This is a genomic window from Streptomyces sp. NPDC006733, assembly GCF_040636125.1.
GTDB lineage: Bacteria > Actinomycetota > Actinomycetes > Streptomycetales > Streptomycetaceae > Actinacidiphila.
In genome coordinates this window covers 92,080-108,698 of sequence record NZ_JBEYJD010000031.1, presented here as the reverse complement: position 1 = coordinate 108,698, position 16,619 = coordinate 92,080, and the positions used below count along the sequence as shown (strand labels likewise).

General features: G+C 69.1%; 15 protein-coding genes and 1 tRNA gene. 10 read left to right on the top strand and 6 right to left on the bottom strand.

All coding sequences use genetic code 11. The features are described from left to right. Positions 1-6 precede the first annotated feature (6 nt). From rsmG to rpmH, 6 genes are all read right to left on the bottom strand, one after another. Complete coding sequence (rsmG, locus tag ABZ721_RS26195) at positions 7-771, bottom strand: 16S rRNA (guanine(527)-N(7))-methyltransferase RsmG (RefSeq protein WP_358791138.1); 765 nt, start codon at positions 769-771, stop codon at positions 7-9. A gap of 103 nt (positions 772-874) precedes the next feature. Beyond that, complete coding sequence (locus ABZ721_RS26190) at positions 875-1,393, bottom strand: R3H domain-containing nucleic acid-binding protein (protein WP_358791137.1); 519 nt, start codon at positions 1,391-1,393, stop codon at positions 875-877. A 26-nt stretch (positions 1,394-1,419) separates the two neighbouring features. Beyond that, positions 1,420-2,559 carry a membrane protein insertase YidC gene (gene yidC / locus ABZ721_RS26185; protein WP_358791136.1) on the bottom strand — a complete coding sequence of 380 codons (1,140 nt, stop codon included), beginning with the start codon at positions 2,557-2,559 and terminating at the stop codon, positions 1,420-1,422. Between the two features lie 3 nt (positions 2,560-2,562). Next, a complete protein-coding gene (yidD, locus tag ABZ721_RS26180; RefSeq protein ID WP_358791135.1) occupies positions 2,563-2,895 on the bottom strand; it encodes a membrane protein insertion efficiency factor YidD in 333 nt (110 codons plus the stop codon). Next, on the bottom strand, positions 2,892-3,263 hold the full coding sequence (gene rnpA, locus ABZ721_RS26175) for a ribonuclease P protein component (protein ID WP_358791134.1): 372 nt from the start codon (positions 3,261-3,263) through the stop codon (positions 2,892-2,894). Before rnpA ends, yidD begins: the two co-directional genes overlap by 4 nt. Before the next feature lie 19 nt (positions 3,264-3,282). Beyond that, positions 3,283-3,420, bottom strand: coding sequence for a 50S ribosomal protein L34 (gene rpmH, locus ABZ721_RS26170; RefSeq protein ID WP_138351176.1), 138 nt, complete (start codon positions 3,418-3,420; stop codon positions 3,283-3,285). Positions 3,421-3,817: 397 nt separating this feature from the next. On the opposite strand from rpmH, the gene dnaA reads away from it, so the two are divergent. The 10 genes from dnaA to ABZ721_RS26120 all read left to right on the top strand — a co-directional run bounded on the left by dnaA (position 3,818) and on the right by ABZ721_RS26120 (position 16,493). Continuing rightward, the gene (gene dnaA, locus ABZ721_RS26165) at positions 3,818-5,611 is read left to right on the top strand and encodes a chromosomal replication initiator protein DnaA (protein ID WP_358791133.1); all 1,794 of its coding nucleotides are present in this window, start codon (positions 3,818-3,820) and stop codon (positions 5,609-5,611) included. An 842-nt stretch (positions 5,612-6,453) separates the two neighbouring features. Then, a complete protein-coding gene (gene dnaN / locus ABZ721_RS26160; protein ID WP_358791132.1) occupies positions 6,454-7,584 on the top strand; it encodes a DNA polymerase III subunit beta in 1,131 nt (376 codons plus the stop codon). An 86-nt stretch (positions 7,585-7,670) separates the two neighbouring features. Continuing rightward, entirely contained in the window at positions 7,671-8,549 is an 879-nt protein-coding gene (gene gnd, locus ABZ721_RS26155) for a phosphogluconate dehydrogenase (NAD(+)-dependent, decarboxylating) (RefSeq protein ID WP_358791131.1), read from the top strand. 28 nt (positions 8,550-8,577) lie between these two features. Continuing rightward, positions 8,578-9,711, top strand: coding sequence for a DNA replication/repair protein RecF (gene recF / locus ABZ721_RS26150; RefSeq protein WP_358791130.1), 1,134 nt, complete (start codon positions 8,578-8,580; stop codon positions 9,709-9,711). Continuing rightward, a complete protein-coding gene (locus ABZ721_RS26145; RefSeq protein WP_358791129.1) occupies positions 9,708-10,361 on the top strand; it encodes a DciA family protein in 654 nt (217 codons plus the stop codon). Before recF ends, ABZ721_RS26145 begins: the two co-directional genes overlap by 4 nt. 257 nt (positions 10,362-10,618) lie before the next feature. After that, complete coding sequence (gene gyrB / locus ABZ721_RS26140; RefSeq protein ID WP_358791128.1) at positions 10,619-12,652, top strand: DNA topoisomerase (ATP-hydrolyzing) subunit B; 2,034 nt, start codon at positions 10,619-10,621, stop codon at positions 12,650-12,652. Positions 12,653-12,693: 41 nt separating this feature from the next. Continuing rightward, positions 12,694-15,282, top strand: a complete 2,589-nt coding sequence (gene gyrA / locus ABZ721_RS26135; RefSeq protein WP_358791127.1) for a DNA gyrase subunit A — start codon at positions 12,694-12,696, stop codon at positions 15,280-15,282. A 2-nt stretch (positions 15,283-15,284) separates the two neighbouring features. Beyond that, positions 15,285-15,992 carry a DUF3566 domain-containing protein gene (locus tag ABZ721_RS26130; protein ID WP_358791126.1) on the top strand — a complete coding sequence of 236 codons (708 nt, stop codon included), beginning with the start codon at positions 15,285-15,287 and terminating at the stop codon, positions 15,990-15,992. 62 nt (positions 15,993-16,054) lie between these two features. Continuing rightward, positions 16,055-16,128 (top strand) — tRNA-Ile (locus ABZ721_RS26125). Positions 16,129-16,352: 224 nt separating this feature from the next. Then, entirely contained in the window at positions 16,353-16,493 is a 141-nt protein-coding gene (locus tag ABZ721_RS26120; protein WP_269280271.1) for a DLW-39 family protein, read from the top strand. Positions 16,494-16,619 lie beyond the last annotated feature (126 nt).

Sequence of the window (16,619 nt, the reverse complement as noted above, 5' to 3'; positions counted from 1 at the left end):
CGAGCCTCAGTGACGGCGTCGGCCGGAACTCTTCGCCGCCCGGCTCGCCCGCGCCGCCTTCGCCCTGCGCGTAGCGGCCCGCACCCCGCCGGGGCTCTCCCCGACCACGACCCGCACCACCGTCGACAGCGGATCCACCACGCCGTCGCCGACCTGCACCACGGAGGTTTCCACCGCACCGAGCCGGCCGAGCGCGGCCCGCGCCGCCTTCAGCTCCTCCTCGGCCGTGTCCCCCTTGAGCACGGCCATCTCGCCGTGCGGACGCAGCAGGGGCAGCCCCCAGCCGGCCAGCCGCTCCAGCGGCGCCACCGCGCGGGCCGTCACCACGTCCACCGCGGGAAGCTTGCCCACCATTTCCTCGGCACGCCCGCGCACCACGGTGACGTTGGACAGCGACAGCAGCTTGACGACCTCGTCCAGGAACGTGGTCCTGCGCAGCAGCGGCTCCAGCAGGGTGATCTGCAGATCCGGCCGGGCCAGGGCCAGCGGGATGCCCGGCAGCCCCGCGCCGGAGCCGACGTCGCAGACCGTCCTGTCCTGCGGGATCACCTCGGAGAGCACCGCGCAGTTCAACAGGTGCCGCTCCCACAGCCGGGGCACCTCGCGAGGACCGATCAGACCCCGGCGCACCCCCGCGTCGGCCAGCAGCTCCGCATAGCGGACCGCATCGGCGAAACGCTCGCCGAACACTGCCTGCGCCTGCTCGGGCGGTGCGGGAAGTTCCGCCGCCGCCTCCGCTGCTGCCTCCGTCACGAGGACTGTCCTTTCCATCGATCCCGGCTGCCGCACTGCGGCGACTCCAGGCTTACAAGGATCGGCCCCGTCCGCGAGCAGACGGGGCCGACTGAGCAGTACTGGGCCGTGCTCGGCCCGATCAGACCGGGAGCACGACAACCCGGCGCTCGGGCTCCTCGCCCTCGGACTCGCTGCGCAGCCCGGCGGCCGCGACCGCGTCGTGCACGACCTTGCGCTCGAACGGCGTCATCGGGTCGAGCTTGACCGGCTGCCCGGTGCCCTTCGCCTCGTCCGCCGCCTTGGCGCCCAGCAGCGCCAGCTCGGTCCGCTTGCGGGCCCGGAAGCCACCGATGTCCAGCATCAGCCGGCTGCGGTCGCCGGTCTCCCGGTGCACCGCGAGCCGGGTCAGCTCCTGCAGTGCCTCGAGCACCTCGCCGTCCCGCCCGACCAGTTTGTTCAGGTCACGGCTGGAGGAGTCGCCGACGATCGAGACAGCAGCTCGCTCGCCCTCGACGTCCATGTCGATGTCCCCGTCGAGGTCCGCGATGTCCAGCAGACCCTCCAGGTAGTCGGCGGCGATCTCGCCTTCCTGCTCCAGGCGGGAGAGGCGATCGGCGGAGCCGCCGTCGGTCACAGTGGTGCTGTTGCCTTCCGTCACGGATGGGCTCCTCATCAGGTTCTGCACTACTTCTTGGACGGGTGCTTGGGGCGCTGCTGACCCTTGCGCTGTCCGCCCTTGGACGTTCTGGGGGAGCCGGACGCTCCGGAGCCGGTGCCGGTGGCGGGCTTGGCGTCGCCGGGCTCCTTCTTCGTCAGGCTCGGCTTGTCCGCCGTCTTGCCCGGCGCGGCGGCCGATCCGGCCACGGAGCCCTGCGCGGTGCCGGCGGCCGTCGTACGGCGCGCCTTGGTCTGCCGCTTCGGCTGCTGGCGGTTGGCGCGGGCGACCTCGACGGCCTCCTTGGCCGCGATCTCCTCGGGCGGTTCCACCAGCTTGCCCTTGGCCCGCAGCCGCTCCTGGCGCTGGTTGAAGGCGAGGCTGCCCGGCGTCGGGTTCCGGCGGATGACGAACATCTGCTGGCCCATGGTCCACAGGTTGGTGGTCAGCCAGTAGACGAGGACACCGACGGGGAAGTTGATACCCATCACGGCGAACATGACGGGGAAGATGTACATCAGCATCTTCTGCTGCTGCATGAACGGCGTCTTCACCGTCATGTCGACGTTCTTCGTCATCAGCTGGCGCTGCGTGTAGAACTGCGACGCCGACATCAGGACGATCATGATCGCGGTGACGACCCGGACGTCCGTGATCGAGGCTCCGAGCGCCGCGACCTTGTCGGAGCTCTCGGTGAACTTGGCCGCCAGCGGGGCGCCGAAGATGTGCGCCTTCTTGGCGCTGTCCAGCAGCGGCTGGTTGATCGAACCGATCGTGTCACCGCTGGCGATGCTGCTCAGTACGCGGTACAGGGCGAAGAAGAACGGCGACTGGGCGATGATCGGCAGGCACGAGGAGAGCGGGTTGGTACCCGTCTCCTTGTACAGCTTCATCATCTCTTCGGACTGTCGCTGCTTGTCGCTCTTGTAGCGCTCCTGGATCGCCTTCATCTTCGGCTGGAGCGCCTGCATGTTGCGGGTCGACTTGATCTGCTTCACGAACAGCGGGATCAGACAGATCCGGATCAGGACCACGAGCGACACGATGGACAGGCCCCAGGCCCAGCCACTGTCGGCGCCGAAGATCTTCCCGTACACCGAGTGGAACTGGACGATGATCCAGGAGACCGGTGTGGTGATAAAACTGAACAGACTCGAGATCGTGTCCACTAATCAGGCTCCTTGAGCATGGGGCGAGGTCTCTGCGGCCGGGCTGGTCTCAGCGACGGCGGCGGGACCGCCCTTGCTGTCGCGCAACATACTGCGCAGCCGATCGTGCCACGGGGGGCGTTTACGTGGCGGAACGTGATCGACGCCGCCGGGCGACCACGGATTGCACCGCAGGATGCGCCAGGCGGTCAGTGCCGATCCCTTGACCGCTCCATGCACGTCGATGGCTTTGTACCCGTAGTGCGAGCACGAGGGGTAGTACCGGCAGACCGGACCCAGCAACGGGCTGATGGTCCACTGGTACACCTTGATCAGTGCCAGCAGCGGGTACTTCATCGCGCAACCCCTCCCAGCAGCCGCTGCAGGGCGGCGTCCAGGTCGCGGGCCAGCTGTGCATGGTCAGCACCACCCGCTCCGGGCAGCGCTCGTACGACTACCAGGCTACCGGGGGGCAGCAGGGCCAGCCGCTCGCGTATGAGGTGACGCAGCCGGCGCTTCACGAGGTTGCGCTGCACGGAACCGCCGACTGCTTTGCTCACGACGAAACCCGCACGTGCCGGGGGAGGGTTCCCCCCCGGCACGTGCGGGTCCATGGTCTCTGCTTGCAGATGGACAACCATAAGCGGGCGACCCGCTCGGCGTCCTCGGCGTACCGCTGCCGCGAAGTCCTGGCGCCGCCTCAGCCGATTCTCGGTGGGCAGCACGGCATGTGACCTGTTGCGATCAGGCGGACAGGCGGGCGCGGCCCTTGACACGGCGCGTCGCCAGGATGGCGCGGCCTGCACGCGTACGCATGCGCAGACGGAAGCCGTGGGTCTTGGCACGACGACGGTTGTTCGGCTGGAAGGTGCGCTTGCTCACTCGGGGGCTCCAGGGAAAATCGGGTGAAGGCGGGACGTCGCCTGGCTGTCACCGTGCGCCCACGAGAAACTCGCGGACCATTTAGGTGCACCGCTTGACGATCTTCCAGGGGGTCCCGGTTGATCCTCGCCCATCGGTAGGCAGGCGGCAGCAGCCATCGACAACTCGACCTCGATACGGTACGTGCGGTTGACCCATCCGGTCAAACCGGGGTCACCTGGGGCGCCGTTTGTGCACAGCCTGTGGACAACGACTTGAACCACTGGGCCTGCGCTGACTACCGTGGCCGAACTCGGGCATCTACCGCACACCCGACCCGACATTCTTCCCGCCCGTCCCAAGAACCACACCTTCGTGGGATTCCTCGGCACCACCAGCGACTGAGAGAGCGTGCACTGTGGCTGACGTATCTGCCGATCTTGCCGCAGTGTGGCCACGCGTACTCCAGAAGATCCTGGTGGAGAGCGAGGACCTGAAGCCGAAGGACGCGGAGTGGCTCAAGCGCACCCAGCCGCTCGCCCTGGTCGCGGGCACCGCGGTGCTGTCCGCCCCGAACGAGTTCGCGAAGAGCGTCCTCGAAGGGCGCCTGCTGCCGATGATCACCGAGGTCCTCAGCCGTGAGTTCGGGCACCCCGTGGGCATCGCCATCGCCGTCGCCTCCGGCGGCGACCAGGACGGCCCGGCGCCGGCCCCGCAGGAGCCGGTCCAGGAGCCCGCTCCCTACGGACAGCACCGGCGCGAGTACGACGAGTCCTACGACCGCCCGCAGGCCGAGCGTCCGTCCCACGACGACGGCCCCCGGATGCGCCGCGCCTACCCCGACCACTCCTCCGGGCGCCCCGGCGCCGACGACTGGCCGCCGCGGCCGGCCTCCGACGACCCCTGGCAGCAGCAGCGGCTCGGCGGCTTCCAGGAGCGCGACGGCTACCAGGGCGAGCGGGACCGCTACTCGGCGGACCGGGACCGCGAGTCCTACCCCCCGGCGCCGCAGAGCGGCTACCGCTCCCCGCCGCCGGAGCGCGACCGCCATGACCCGGCCCGTCATGACCCGGCCCGGCACGACAGCGGCCGGCACGACTCCGGCCACCGCGACCAGGTCCGCCACGACCAGCACCAGCCGCCTCCCGGCCGCAGCGGCCAGAGCAGCGCGCCGAACGAGCCGACGGCCCGGCTGAACCCCAAGTACCTCTTCGATACCTTCGTCATCGGCTCCTCGAACCGCTTCGCGCACGCGGCGGCCGTGGCGGTCGCCGAGGCGCCGGCCAAGGCGTACAACCCGCTCTTCATCTACGGGGAGTCCGGACTCGGCAAGACGCACCTGCTGCACGCGATCGGGCACTACGCGCGGAGCCTCTACCCCGGCACCCGGGTGCGGTACGTGAGCTCGGAGGAGTTCACCAACGAGTTCATCAACTCCATCCGCGACGGCAAGGGCGACACCTTCCGCAAGCGGTACCGCGAGATGGACATCCTGCTGGTCGACGACATCCAGTTCCTCGCGAGCAAGGAGTCGACGCAGGAGGAGTTCTTCCACACCTTCAACACCCTGCACAACGCGAACAAGCAGATCGTGCTCTCCTCCGACCGGCCGCCCAAGCAGCTGGTCACCCTGGAGGACCGGCTGCGCAACCGCTTCGAGTGGGGCCTGATCACGGACGTCCAGCCGCCCGAGCTGGAGACCCGGATCGCGATCCTCCGCAAGAAGGCGGTGCAGGAGCAGCTCAACGCCCCGCCCGAGGTGCTGGAGTTCATCGCGTCGCGCATCTCGCGGAACATCCGCGAGCTGGAGGGCGCGCTGATCCGCGTCACCGCGTTCGCGAGCCTGAACCGGCAGCCGGTGGACCTGCAGCTGACGGAGATCGTCCTCAAGGACCTGATCCCGGGCGGCGAGGACTCGGTGCCGGACATCACCGGGCCCGCGATCATGGCGGAGACCGCCGCGTACTTCGGCCTGGCCGTGGACGACCTGTGCGGATCGTCGCGCAGCCGGGTGCTGGTCACCGCCCGTCAGATCGCCATGTACCTGTGCCGCGAGCTGACGGACCTGTCGCTGCCGAAGATCGGCGCGCTGTTCGGCGGCCGCGACCACACGACGGTGATGCACGCGGACCGCAAGATCCGGGCGCTGATGGCCGAGCGGCGGTCCATCTACAACCAGGTGACCGAGCTGACGAACCGCATCAAGAGCTGATTTCACGCCGGATCCGGGCCGGAACTGAGCCGGAACTGAGCCGGAACTGAGCCCGATCCGGGCCGGATCCGACGGCCGAACCAGCGAGCGCCCCAGGAGTCGAACTCCCGGGGCGCTTCTTTTTGTTCGAATGCCGGGCCCCGACGGCGGCTTCTCCACAGGTCGGGGCCAAAACGGCCGTCCACACCCTGGGGACTGGGAAGTTGTCCCAACTGCCTCCACAGGCAGGCCCGCTGCATACTCATCAGGCGAGGTCAGCGGCATGTGGATTTGTGGGAAACCGTTGTCCACACCCTGTGGACAAAAATTGTGGGCAACGGACGGTCCGACGGTTGTCCACCGGCCGCCCACAGGTTTGAGGCGGTTGTGCACAGCTAATCCAAGCTTCTCCACACGTTTGTCCACTGTTCGGCAACAAAACGGTGTCTGTCCCCGAGGAGAGTGAACCGCGTCACACGAGGGGGGTGGATTGGGCTGGGGAGAACCCGGGTATTTCTGGGGACAGTGCTGGGGAGAAGTGGGGGTCCCCTGTGTACGCGGTGTGCACAACTTCTGGCCGTCCACAGAAGCGGCAGGTTATGCACCGGCTCCGCCCACAGGCGCGGTGGATAAAAAACGTGCTCTGACCTGCGCAGGAACCACTTATCCACGGTATCCACAACACCTATTACTACGACTACACATAGATAACTGGGAACCTGCCTGGAAGCATGGGCTGTGCACAACTCGGGCCGGAGCCGCCCGACACCGCCGTGCCCGGCTTGACCTCAACCCGCACCGACTGTCGGCGGCGGCTGTCAGACTGTTCACCGACAGCCAGCAACAAGCAGGAGGCGGTTCCGGTGAAGATCCGGGTGGAGCGCGACGTACTCGCCGAGGCAGTGGCTTGGGCAGCCCGCAGCCTTCCGGCCCGTCCCCCGGTGCCGGTCCTCGCCGGACTGCTGCTGAAGGCGGAGGAGGGCAGGCTCAGCCTTTCCGGCTTCGACTACGAGGTCTCGGCCCGGGTCGCCGTCGACGCGGACGTCGAGGAGGACGGCACGGTCCTCGTCTCCGGCCGGCTGCTCGCCGACATCACGCGGGCACTCCCCAACAGGCCTGTGGAGATCTCGACCGAGGGCTCCCGCGTCACCGTGGTCTGCGGCAGCTCGCGATTCACACTCCACACCCTGCCTGTGGAGGAGTACCCGGCACTGCCCGCGATGCCGGTCGCGTCCGGCACGGTGCCCGGTGAGGTCTTCGCCGCCGCGGCCGCCCAGGTGGCCATCGCCGCCGGCCGGGACGACACGCTGCCGGTCCTCACCGGCGTGCGGATCGAGATCGAGGGCGACACGGTCACCCTCGCCGCCACCGACCGCTACCGCTTCGCGGTCCGCGAGTTCATGTGGAAGCCCGAGCAGGCGGACATCTCCGCGGTCGCCCTGGTGCCCGCCAAGACCCTGCTGGACACCGCCAAGTCCCTGACCAGCGGAGACACCGTCTCCATCGCGCTGGCGGGCTCCGGTGCCGGTGAGGGCCTGATCGGCTTCGAGGGCGCCGGGCGCCGCACCACCACCCGGCTGCTCGAAGGCGACCTGCCGAAGTACCGCACGCTCTTCCCGACCGAGTTCGCCTCGGTCGCCGTCATCGAGACCGCGCCCTTCGTCGAGGCGGTCAAGCGCGTCGCTCTGGTCGCCGAGCGGAACACCCCGGTGCGGCTGAGCTTCGAGCAGGGCGTCCTCACCCTGGAGGCCGGCTCCAGCGACGACGCACAGGCTGTGGAGCGCGTCGACTCCAAGCTCGACGGCGACGACATCTCGATCGCCTTCAACCCGACGTTCCTGCTGGACGGCCTCAGCGCGATCGACTCGCCGGTCGCGCAGCTCTCCTTCACCACGTCCACCAAGCCCGCGCTGCTCAGCGGCCGCCCGGCTGTGGACGCGGAGGCGGACGACGCCTACAAGTACCTGATCATGCCGGTGCGCCTCTCCGGCTGACCTGCGCGGGTCTCCGGCTGCGCCGGGCGCGCGGGGCCGTCGTAGGCTCGTCGTAGGTCAGGCACGCTTCGAACGAAGGATCTGTGATGGAGCTCGGTCTCATCGGTCTCGGCAAGATGGGCGGCAACATGCGCGAGCGCATCCGCCGCGCGGGCCACACCGTCATCGGCTACGACCGGAACCCGGACGTCGCCGATGTCCACAGCCTCAAGGAGCTTGTGGACAGCCTCAAGGGTCCGCGGGTCGTGTGGGTGATGGTCCCGGCCGGTGCTGCCACCCAGTCGACCATCGACGAGCTCGGCGGCCTGCTCTCCCCCGGTGACATCGTCGTCGACGGCGGGAACTCCCGCTGGACCGACGACGAGAAGCACGGCGAGGAGCTGAAGGCCAAGGGCATCGGCTTCGTCGACTGCGGCGTCTCCGGCGGCGTCTGGGGCCTGGAGAACGGCTACGCGCTGATGTACGGCGGCTCCGCGGAGGACGTCGCCAAGGTGCAGCCCGTGTTCGACGCCCTCAAGCCCGAGGGCGAGTTCGGCTCGGTCCACGCGGGCAAGATCGGCGCCGGCCACTTCGCCAAGATGGTCCACAACGGCATCGAGTACGCCATGATGCAGGCCTACGCCGAGGGCTGGGAGCTGCTGGAGGCCGTGGACTCGGTCACCGACGTCCGCGAGGTCTTCCGCTCCTGGCAGGAGGGCACCGTCATCCGCTCCTGGCTGCTCGACCTGGCGGTCAACGCGCTGGACGACGACGAGCACCTGGAGAAGCTGCGCGGCTTCGCGCAGGACTCCGGCGAGGGCCGCTGGACGGTGGAGGCCGCGATCGACAACGCGGTGCCGCTGCCGGCGATCACCGCGTCGCTGTACGCCCGTTTCGCGTCCCGCCAGGACGACTCCCCGCAGATGAAGATGATCGCCGCACTGCGCAACCAGTTCGGCGGACACGCGGTCGAGAACAAGAAGTAGTCATGACCGGGGAGGCCGGCGCACAGCCATGCACGTAGCGCACCTGTCGCTAGCCGACTTCCGTTCGTACGCCCGGGTCGAGGTACCCCTCGACCCGGGCGTCACCGCTTTCGTGGGGCCCAACGGGCAGGGCAAGACCAACCTCGTCGAGGCGGTCGGGTACCTGGCCACGCTGGGCAGCCACCGGGTGGCCTCCGACGCGCCGCTGGTGCGCTCGGGCGCGGAGCGCGCGGTGGTCAGGGCCCAGGTGGTGCACGGCGACCGCCAGCAGCTCGTCGAGCTGGAGATCAACCCGGGCCGGGCGAACCGGGCCCGGATCAACCGTTCCAACCAGGTCCGGCCGCGTGACGTGCTGGGCATCCTGCGCTCGGTGCTGTTCGCGCCCGAGGACCTCGCCCTGGTGAAGGGCGATCCCGGTGAGCGCCGCCGCTTCCTGGACGAGCTGCTCACCACCCGCACCCCGCGCCTGGCGGGTACCCGGTCGGACTACGAGCGGGTGCTGAAGCAGCGCAACACGCTGCTGAAGAGCGCGGCGATGGCCCGCAGGCACGGCGGCAAGGGCGGCGACCTGTCGACCCTGGACGTCTGGGACCAGCATCTGGCGGCCGTCGGCTCTGAGCTGCTCGCGCAGCGGCTGGACCTGACAGCCGCGCTCCAGCCGCTGGCCGACAAGGCGTACGAGCAGCTGGCGCCGGGGGGCGGCCCGGTCGTCCTGGAGTACCGCAGTTCGATCGGCGAACGACTCGCCGGAGCGAGCGGCCGCGAGGAGTTGTCCGGGCTGCTGCTGGAGGCGCTGGGCGAGTCCCGCAAGCAGGAGATCGAGCGGGGCGTGACGCTCGTCGGCCCGCACCGGGACGATCTGCTGCTGAACCTGGGACGGCTGCCGGCGAAGGGGTACGCGAGCCACGGCGAGTCCTGGTCGTACGCGCTGGCGCTGCGGCTGGCCTCGTACGAGCTGCTGAGCGCGGACGGCAGGGAGCCGGTGCTGATCCTGGACGACGTCTTCGCCGAGCTCGACGCCAAGCGCCGGCGGCGGCTTGCCGAGCTGGTGGCGCCGGGCGAACAGGTGCTGGTCACCGCTGCTGTGGAGGACGATGTGCCGGATCTGCTGGCTGGGGCGCGGTTCGCCGTGGAACAGGGCGCCGCGGAGCGTGTGTCATGAGCGGGCAGCTGCCGTCGGGCGGCCGGGGCACGGGGAAGCCGGGCGCGGGCGGACCGGCCCCGCAGTCCTCGGGAACCCCGGGAGCGGTGCCCCTGTCCCGGTCGGAGGCGCCGGGTGCCGGCGCCCCGGCGGACGCCGCGTCCCCGGGCGACGGCCCCTCGGGCGTCGACCTGGCGCGGGTCGCGCTGCGCGCCGCCAAGGAGCAGGCGCGGGCGCGGGGGGCCGCGACGCAGCAGAAGAAGCAGGCGCGCAGAGGGGGCCTGCGCAGCGGTGCGCGCGCCGACGGCCGCGATCCGCTGCCGCTGGGCGCCGCGATCAGCCGGCTGATCACCGAGCGCGGCTGGGAGGCGCCGGCCGCCGTGGGTGGGGTGACCGGCCGCTGGCCGCAGATCGTCGGCGAGGACGTGGCGCAGCACTGCGAGCCCGCCAAGTACGACGAGGAGGAGTGCGTCCTGACCGTGCAGTGCGACTCGACGGCGTGGGCGACGCAGCTGCGGCTGCTGGCTCCGACGCTGGTCGCGCGCCTGAACAGCGATCTGGGGCACGGCACGGTGAAGTTGATCAAGGTGCTGGGGCCGATGGGTCCGCCGCGCACGTACGGCCGGCTGCGGGCGCCCGGCAGCAAGGGTCCGGGCGACACGTACGGGTGAGGACCCTGTGTCTGCTGAGACCCTGCTCACCGTAATCGAGGGTTGACAGCCAGAAGCCCTGGACGCCTGCGTGAGCCGTTTCTGGCCCTGGTCCACGTGTAGGGAGTCGGGCGAGTGTGGTTCAGGACGGCACGTGGGAACTCAGGTACCGCCAAAGCCCCATTCATGTCGGCGCTACCGGTAGACTGATACGTAAGCCGCCCAGTCGCGGTACATGTCGAACGACGCAGCCGATCCCGCTCGGCGGGAGGCGGCTCGTGCTGTGCCAGAAAGGGCGCTTCGTGGCCGATTCCGGCAACCCCAACGAGAACTCCACCCCGGTCTACGACGGCAGCGCGATCACCGTGCTCGAGGGCCTCGACGCGGTCCGTAAGCGTCCGGGCATGTACATCGGCTCCACCGGTGAGCGCGGTCTGCACCACCTGGTCCAAGAGGTGGTCGACAACTCGGTCGACGAGGCCCTCGCCGGGTACGCGGACACCATCGACGTGACGATCCTGGCCGACGGCGGCGTGCGCTGCGTCGACAACGGCCGCGGCATCCCCGTCGACATCGTCGCGTCCGAGGGCAAGCCCGCCATCGAGGTCGTCATGACCGTGCTGCACGCGGGCGGCAAGTTCGGCGGCGGCGGCTACGCCGTCTCCGGCGGTCTGCACGGCGTCGGCGTCTCGGTCGTCAACGCGCTGTCGACGAAGGTCACCGTCGAGGTCAACCGCGACGGCTTCCGCTGGACGCAGGACTACAAGCTGGGTGTGCCGACCGCGCCGCTGGCGAAGAACGAGGCGTCGTCCACCACGGGCACCACCGTGACGTTCTGGGCCGACCCGGACATCTTCGAGACCGTCGAGTACTCCTTCGAGACGCTGTCGCGGCGCCTGCAGGAGATGGCCTTCCTCAACAAGGGCCTGACGATCACGCTGACCGACGAGCGCGAGTCGGCGAAGGCCACCGTCGGCGCCGAGGTGGTCGAGGAGGCGGAGGACGCCCCCCAGGTGCGCTCGGTGAAGTACTACTACCCGGGCGGCATCGTCGACTTCGTGAACCACCTCAACTCCCGCAAGGGCGAGCTGATTCACCCGACGGTGATCGACATCGAGTCCGAGGACAAGGAGCGGCTGCTCTCCGTCGAGGTCGCGATGCAGTGGAACACGCAGTACACCGAAGGTGTCTACAGCTTCGCGAACACGATCCACACCCATGAGGGCGGTACGCACGAGGAGGGCTTCCGTGCGGCGCTCACCGGGCTGGTGAACCGCTACGCGCGCGAGAAGAAGTTCCTCCGCGAGAAGGACGACAACCTCGCGGGCGAGGACATCCGCGAGGGTCTCACGGCGATCATCTCCGTCAAGCTGGGCGAGCCCCAGTTCGAGGGCCAGACGAAGACCAAGCTGGGCAACACCGAGGCCAAGACCTTCGTGCAGAAGGCCGTGCACGAGCACCTGACGGACTGGCTGGACCGCAACCCCAACGAGGCCGCGGACATCATCCGCAAGTCGATCAACGCGGCCACCGCGCGGGTCGCGGCCCGCAAGGCGCGGGATCTGACCCGTCGCAAGGGGCTGCTGGAGAGCGCGTCGCTGCCGGGCAAGCTGAGCGACTGCCAGTCGAACGACCCGACGAAGTGCGAGATCTTCATCGTCGAGGGTGACTCGGCCGGTGGTTCCGCGAAGTCGGGCCGCAACCCGCAGTACCAGGCGATCCTCCCGATCCGCGGCAAGATCCTGAACGTGGAGAAGGCGCGGATCGACAAGATCCTGCAGAACACCGAGGTCCAGGCGCTGATCAGCGCTTTCGGCACCGGTGTGCACGAGGACTTCGACATCGAGAAGCTCCGCTATCACAAGATCATCCTGATGGCTGACGCCGACGTCGACGGCCAGCACATCAACACCCTGCTGCTGACGTTCCTCTTCCGCTTCATGCGCCCGCTGGTCGAGGCCGGCCACGTGTACCTGTCCCGCCCGCCGCTCTACAAGATCAAGTGGAGCCGGGACGACTTCGGGTACGCGTACTCCGACCGCGAGCGCGACGCGATGATGGAGATCGGCCGCCAGCAGGGCAAGCGGGTCCGGGAAGACGCGATCCAGCGCTTCAAGGGCCTCGGCGAGATGAACGCCGAGGAGCTGCGGATCACCACCATGGACATCGACCACCGCGTGCTGGGCCAGGTCACCCTGGACGACGCCGCGCAGGCCGACGACCTGTTCTCGGTGCTGATGGGCGAGGACGTCGAGGCGCGGCGCTCGTTCATCCAGCGCAACGCCAAGGACGTCCGCTTCCTCGACATCTGAGTCGGCCCCACCGCCGCCGCCCGAAAGGACTTTGACCAGCAATGGCCGACGAGAACCCCCCCGTGACGCCCGAAGAAGAGGCGGCCGTGCCCGCCGAGGACGAGACCAGCAGCACCGTGCGCATCGAGCCGGTGGGCCTCGAGACCGAGATGCAGCGCAGCTATCTCGACTACGCGATGTCCGTCATCGTGTCGCGCGCGCTGCCCGACGTCCGTGACGGCCTCAAGCCGGTGCACCGCCGGGTGCTGTACGCGATGTACGACGGCGGCTACCGGCCCGAGAAGGGCTTCTACAAGTGCGCCCGCGTCGTCGGTGACGTCATGGGTACGTACCACCCGCACGGCGACTCCTCGATCTACGACGCCCTGGTCCGCCTCGCCCAGCACTGGTCGATGCGGATGCCGCTCGTGGACTCCAACGGCAACTTCGGTTCCCCGGGCAACGACCCGGCCGCCGCCATGCGGTACACCGAGTGCAAGATGATGCCGCTGTCGATGGAGATGGTCCGCGACATTGACGAGGACACCGTCAATTTCCAGGACAACTACGACGGCCGCAACCAGGAGCCGACGGTCCTTCCGGCGCGCTTCCCGAACCTGCTGGTCAACGGCTCCGCGGGGATCGCGGTCGGGATGGCCACCAACATCCCGCCGCACAACCTCCGCGAGGTCGCGGCGGGCGCGCAGTGGTACCTGGAGAACCCCGAGGCCTCGCACGAGGAGCTGCTGGAAGCGCTCCTGGAGCGGATCAAGGGCCCGGACTTCCCGACCGGCGCGCTGGTCGTGGGCCGCAGCGGCATCGAGGACGCGTACCGCACGGGCCGCGGCTCGATCACGATGCGCGCGATCGTCAGCGTCGAGGAGATCCAGAACCGCCAGTGCCTGGTGGTCACGGAGCTGCCGTACCAGGTGAACCCGGACAACCTCGCGCAGAAGATCGCCGACCTGGTGAAGGACGGCAAGGTCGCCGGCATCGCCGACGTCCGCGACGAGACCAGCTCGCGCACCGGGCAGCGCCTGGTCGTGGTGCTCAAGCGCGACGCGGTCGCCAAGGTCGTGCTGAACAACCTGTACAAGCACACCGACCTGCAGACGAACTTCGGCGCCAACATGCTGGCGCTGGTCGACGGCGTGCCGCGCACCCTGTCGATCGACGCGTTCATCCGGCACTGGGTGACGCACCAGGTCGAGGTCATCGTCCGCCGTACGCGCTTCCGGCTGCGCAAGGCCGAGGAGCGGGCGCACATCCTGCGCGGCCTGCTCAAGGCGCTGGACGCGATCGACGAGGTCATCGCGCTGATCCGGCGCAGCAACACCGTCGAGATCGCCCGCGAGGGCCTGATGGGCCTGCTGTCGATCGACGAGATCCAGGCGAACGCGATCCTGGAGATGCAGCTGCGGCGCCTGGCGGCCCTGGAGCGGCAGAAGATCGTCGCGGAGCACGACGAGCTGCAGGCCAAGATCAACGAGTACAACGCGATCCTGGCCTCGCCCGAGCGGCAGCGGCAGATCATCAGCGAGGAGCTGGCGGTCATCGTCGACAAGTTCGGCGACGACCGGCGCAGCAAGCTGATCCCCTTCGACGGTGACATGTCCATCGAGGACCTGATCGCCGAAGAGGACATCGTCGTCACGATCACCCACGGCGGGTACGTCAAGCGCACCAAGACCGAGGACTACCGGTCGCAGAAGCGCGGCGGCAAGGGCGTGCGCGGCGCGAAGCTGAAGCAGGACGACCTCGTCGACCACTTCTTCGTCTCCACCACGCACCACTGGCTGCTGTTCTTCACCAACAAGGGCCGGGTCTACCGGGCGAAGGCGTACGAGCTGCCGGACGCCGGGCGCGACGCCCGCGGCCAGCACGTCGCGAACCTGCTGGCGTTCCAGCCGGACGAGAAGATCGCCCAGATCCTGGCGATCCGGGACTACGCGGCCGTGCCGTACCTGGTGCTCGCCACCAGGGCGGGGCTGGTCAAGAAGACCGCGCTCAAGGACTACGACTCCCCGCGGGCCGGCGGTGTCATCGCCATCAACCTGCGCGAGGCCGAGGACGGCTCGGACGACGAGCTGATCGGCGCCGAGCTGGTGTCCGCCGAGGACGATCTGCTGCTGGTGAGCCGCAAGGCGCAGTGCATCCGGTTCACCGCGACGGACGACGCGCTGCGGCCGATGGGCCGTGCCACGTCGGGCGTCAAGGGCATGAGTTTCCGCGAGGGCGACGAACTGCTCTCGATGAATGTGGTCAGGCCGGGTACGTTCGTCTTCACCGCCACGGACGGCGGGTACGCCAAGCGCACCAAGGTGGACGAGTACCGCGTCCAGGGGCGTGGCGGACTCGGCATCAAGGCGGCGAAGATCGTCGAGGACCGCGGTTCCCTCGTCGGGGCGCTGGTGGTCGAGGAGAGCGACGAGATCCTCGCCATCACCCTCAGCGGCGGAGTGATTCGTACGCGGGTCAACGAGGTCAGGGAGACGGGCCGTGACACCATGGGCGTCCAACTGATCAACCTCGGCAAGCGGGATGCCGTAGTGGGCATCGCGCGCAACGCCGAGGCAGGCGCGGAGGCCGACGAGGTCGACGCCGAAGAGGTCGAGGGCGACGAGCCCGCGACCGCTGAAATCGAGGAGTAACCGTGAGTGGAGCCACGGGCGCCGCTGCCGGCGGGACGAGAGGTCCGGACCGGCCGCAGGCGGCCACCCAGGCCGGTGCCGGCGGCGGTGCCCCTGGCTCCCCCACGAGCAACGGCCCGCAGCAGGGGGGATCCATCGTGACCGACACCCGTCCGCCGCATCATGCGGGCCCGCTTCAGACCTATGGTGCGGGGGTTCCGGGCGCACCGGAGCAGCCGCCGCACCAGCCCGCACAGGCCTACCAGCCGCCGTCGGCCACCCAGGGGGCCGGTGCGGGGGCGCCGGCCGCCGCGGGCGTCCGCAGGCCGCGTCCTGCGGCCCGTACGGTGCCGCGCACGCGCAAGGCGCGGCTGCGGGTGGCCAGGGCCGACCCGTGGTCGGTGATGAAGGTCAGCTTCCTGCTCTCCATCGCGCTGGGCGTCTGCACGATCGTGGCGGTGGCGGTGCTGTGGATGGTGCTGGACGCGATCGGCGTCTTCAGCACGGTCGGCAGCACGATCAGCGACGCGACGACGGCCGAGGGCGGTGGCAGCGGCGGCTTCGACCTGGTGTCCTTCCTCTCGCTCTCCCGCGTCCTGGTGATCACCACGGTCATCGCGGTGATCGACGTGGTCCTCGCGACGGCGCTGGCCACCCTCGGCGCCTTCATCTACAACATGTCCGCGGGCTTCGTCGGGGGCGTCGAGCTGACGCTCGCGGAGGACGAGTAACCGGGCTCCGGATACCGATTTTGGGACATGGCCTGTGGTGCGCTAATCTTTCGTTGCAGCGCGGGCCTATAGCTCAGACGGTTAGAGCGCTTCCCTGATAAGGAAGAGGCCACAGGTTCAAGTCCTGTTAGGCCCACCGCGTTGAACGGCCCGTACGGATCCTGATCCGTACGGGCCGTTTGCTGTGTACGGGGTCCCGCACGGGTCGGCTCCCGGCCTGCGGCGGGTTCTTCCGGGGGCTGCGGCGGGTGCTGTCCGGTACGGGAGTTGGGGCGGGTGCAGGTCACCGTTCGGTATCGGTCGGTGTGTATAGTCGGGCGCGTCAGGGCTCTCCCAATCCAAGAAGGACGAGGTCGCGCGGTGAAGAAGTTTCTCCTGGTGGCACTGGCCGCCGTCGGCGGGCTCCTCGTGTACCGCCAGATCCAGGCGGACCGCGCCGAGCAGGATCTGTGGACGGAAGCGACCGACTCCGTACCGGCAGGTTCCGGCGCGAGCGTCTGAGACGCCGAAGTGCTCCGAGGCCCCGACCGCTCCGCGGTCGGGGCCTCTTGCTGTTGCGGGACCGTGACGGAAACGGCTTGAGTTTGCTCACGCAAATCAATACCTTCGCGGTAGCAAAGAAACCGC

Coding starts and splice junctions, on each gene's coding strand:
- gnd (WP_358791131.1), top strand. CDS start 7,671: ATGGAGCTCGGTCTCATCGGTCTCGGCAAGATGGGCGGCAACATGCGC.
- ABZ721_RS26145 (WP_358791129.1), top strand. CDS start 9,708: ATGAGCGGGCAGCTGCCGTCGGGCGGCCGGGGCACGGGGAAGCCGGGC.
- rsmG (WP_358791138.1), bottom strand. CDS start 771: ATGGAAAGGACAGTCCTCGTGACGGAGGCAGCAGCGGAGGCGGCGGCG.
- gyrA (WP_358791127.1), top strand. CDS start 12,694: ATGGCCGACGAGAACCCCCCCGTGACGCCCGAAGAAGAGGCGGCCGTG.
- recF (WP_358791130.1), top strand. CDS start 8,578: ATGCACGTAGCGCACCTGTCGCTAGCCGACTTCCGTTCGTACGCCCGG.
- yidD (WP_358791135.1), bottom strand. CDS start 2,895: ATGAAGTACCCGCTGCTGGCACTGATCAAGGTGTACCAGTGGACCATC.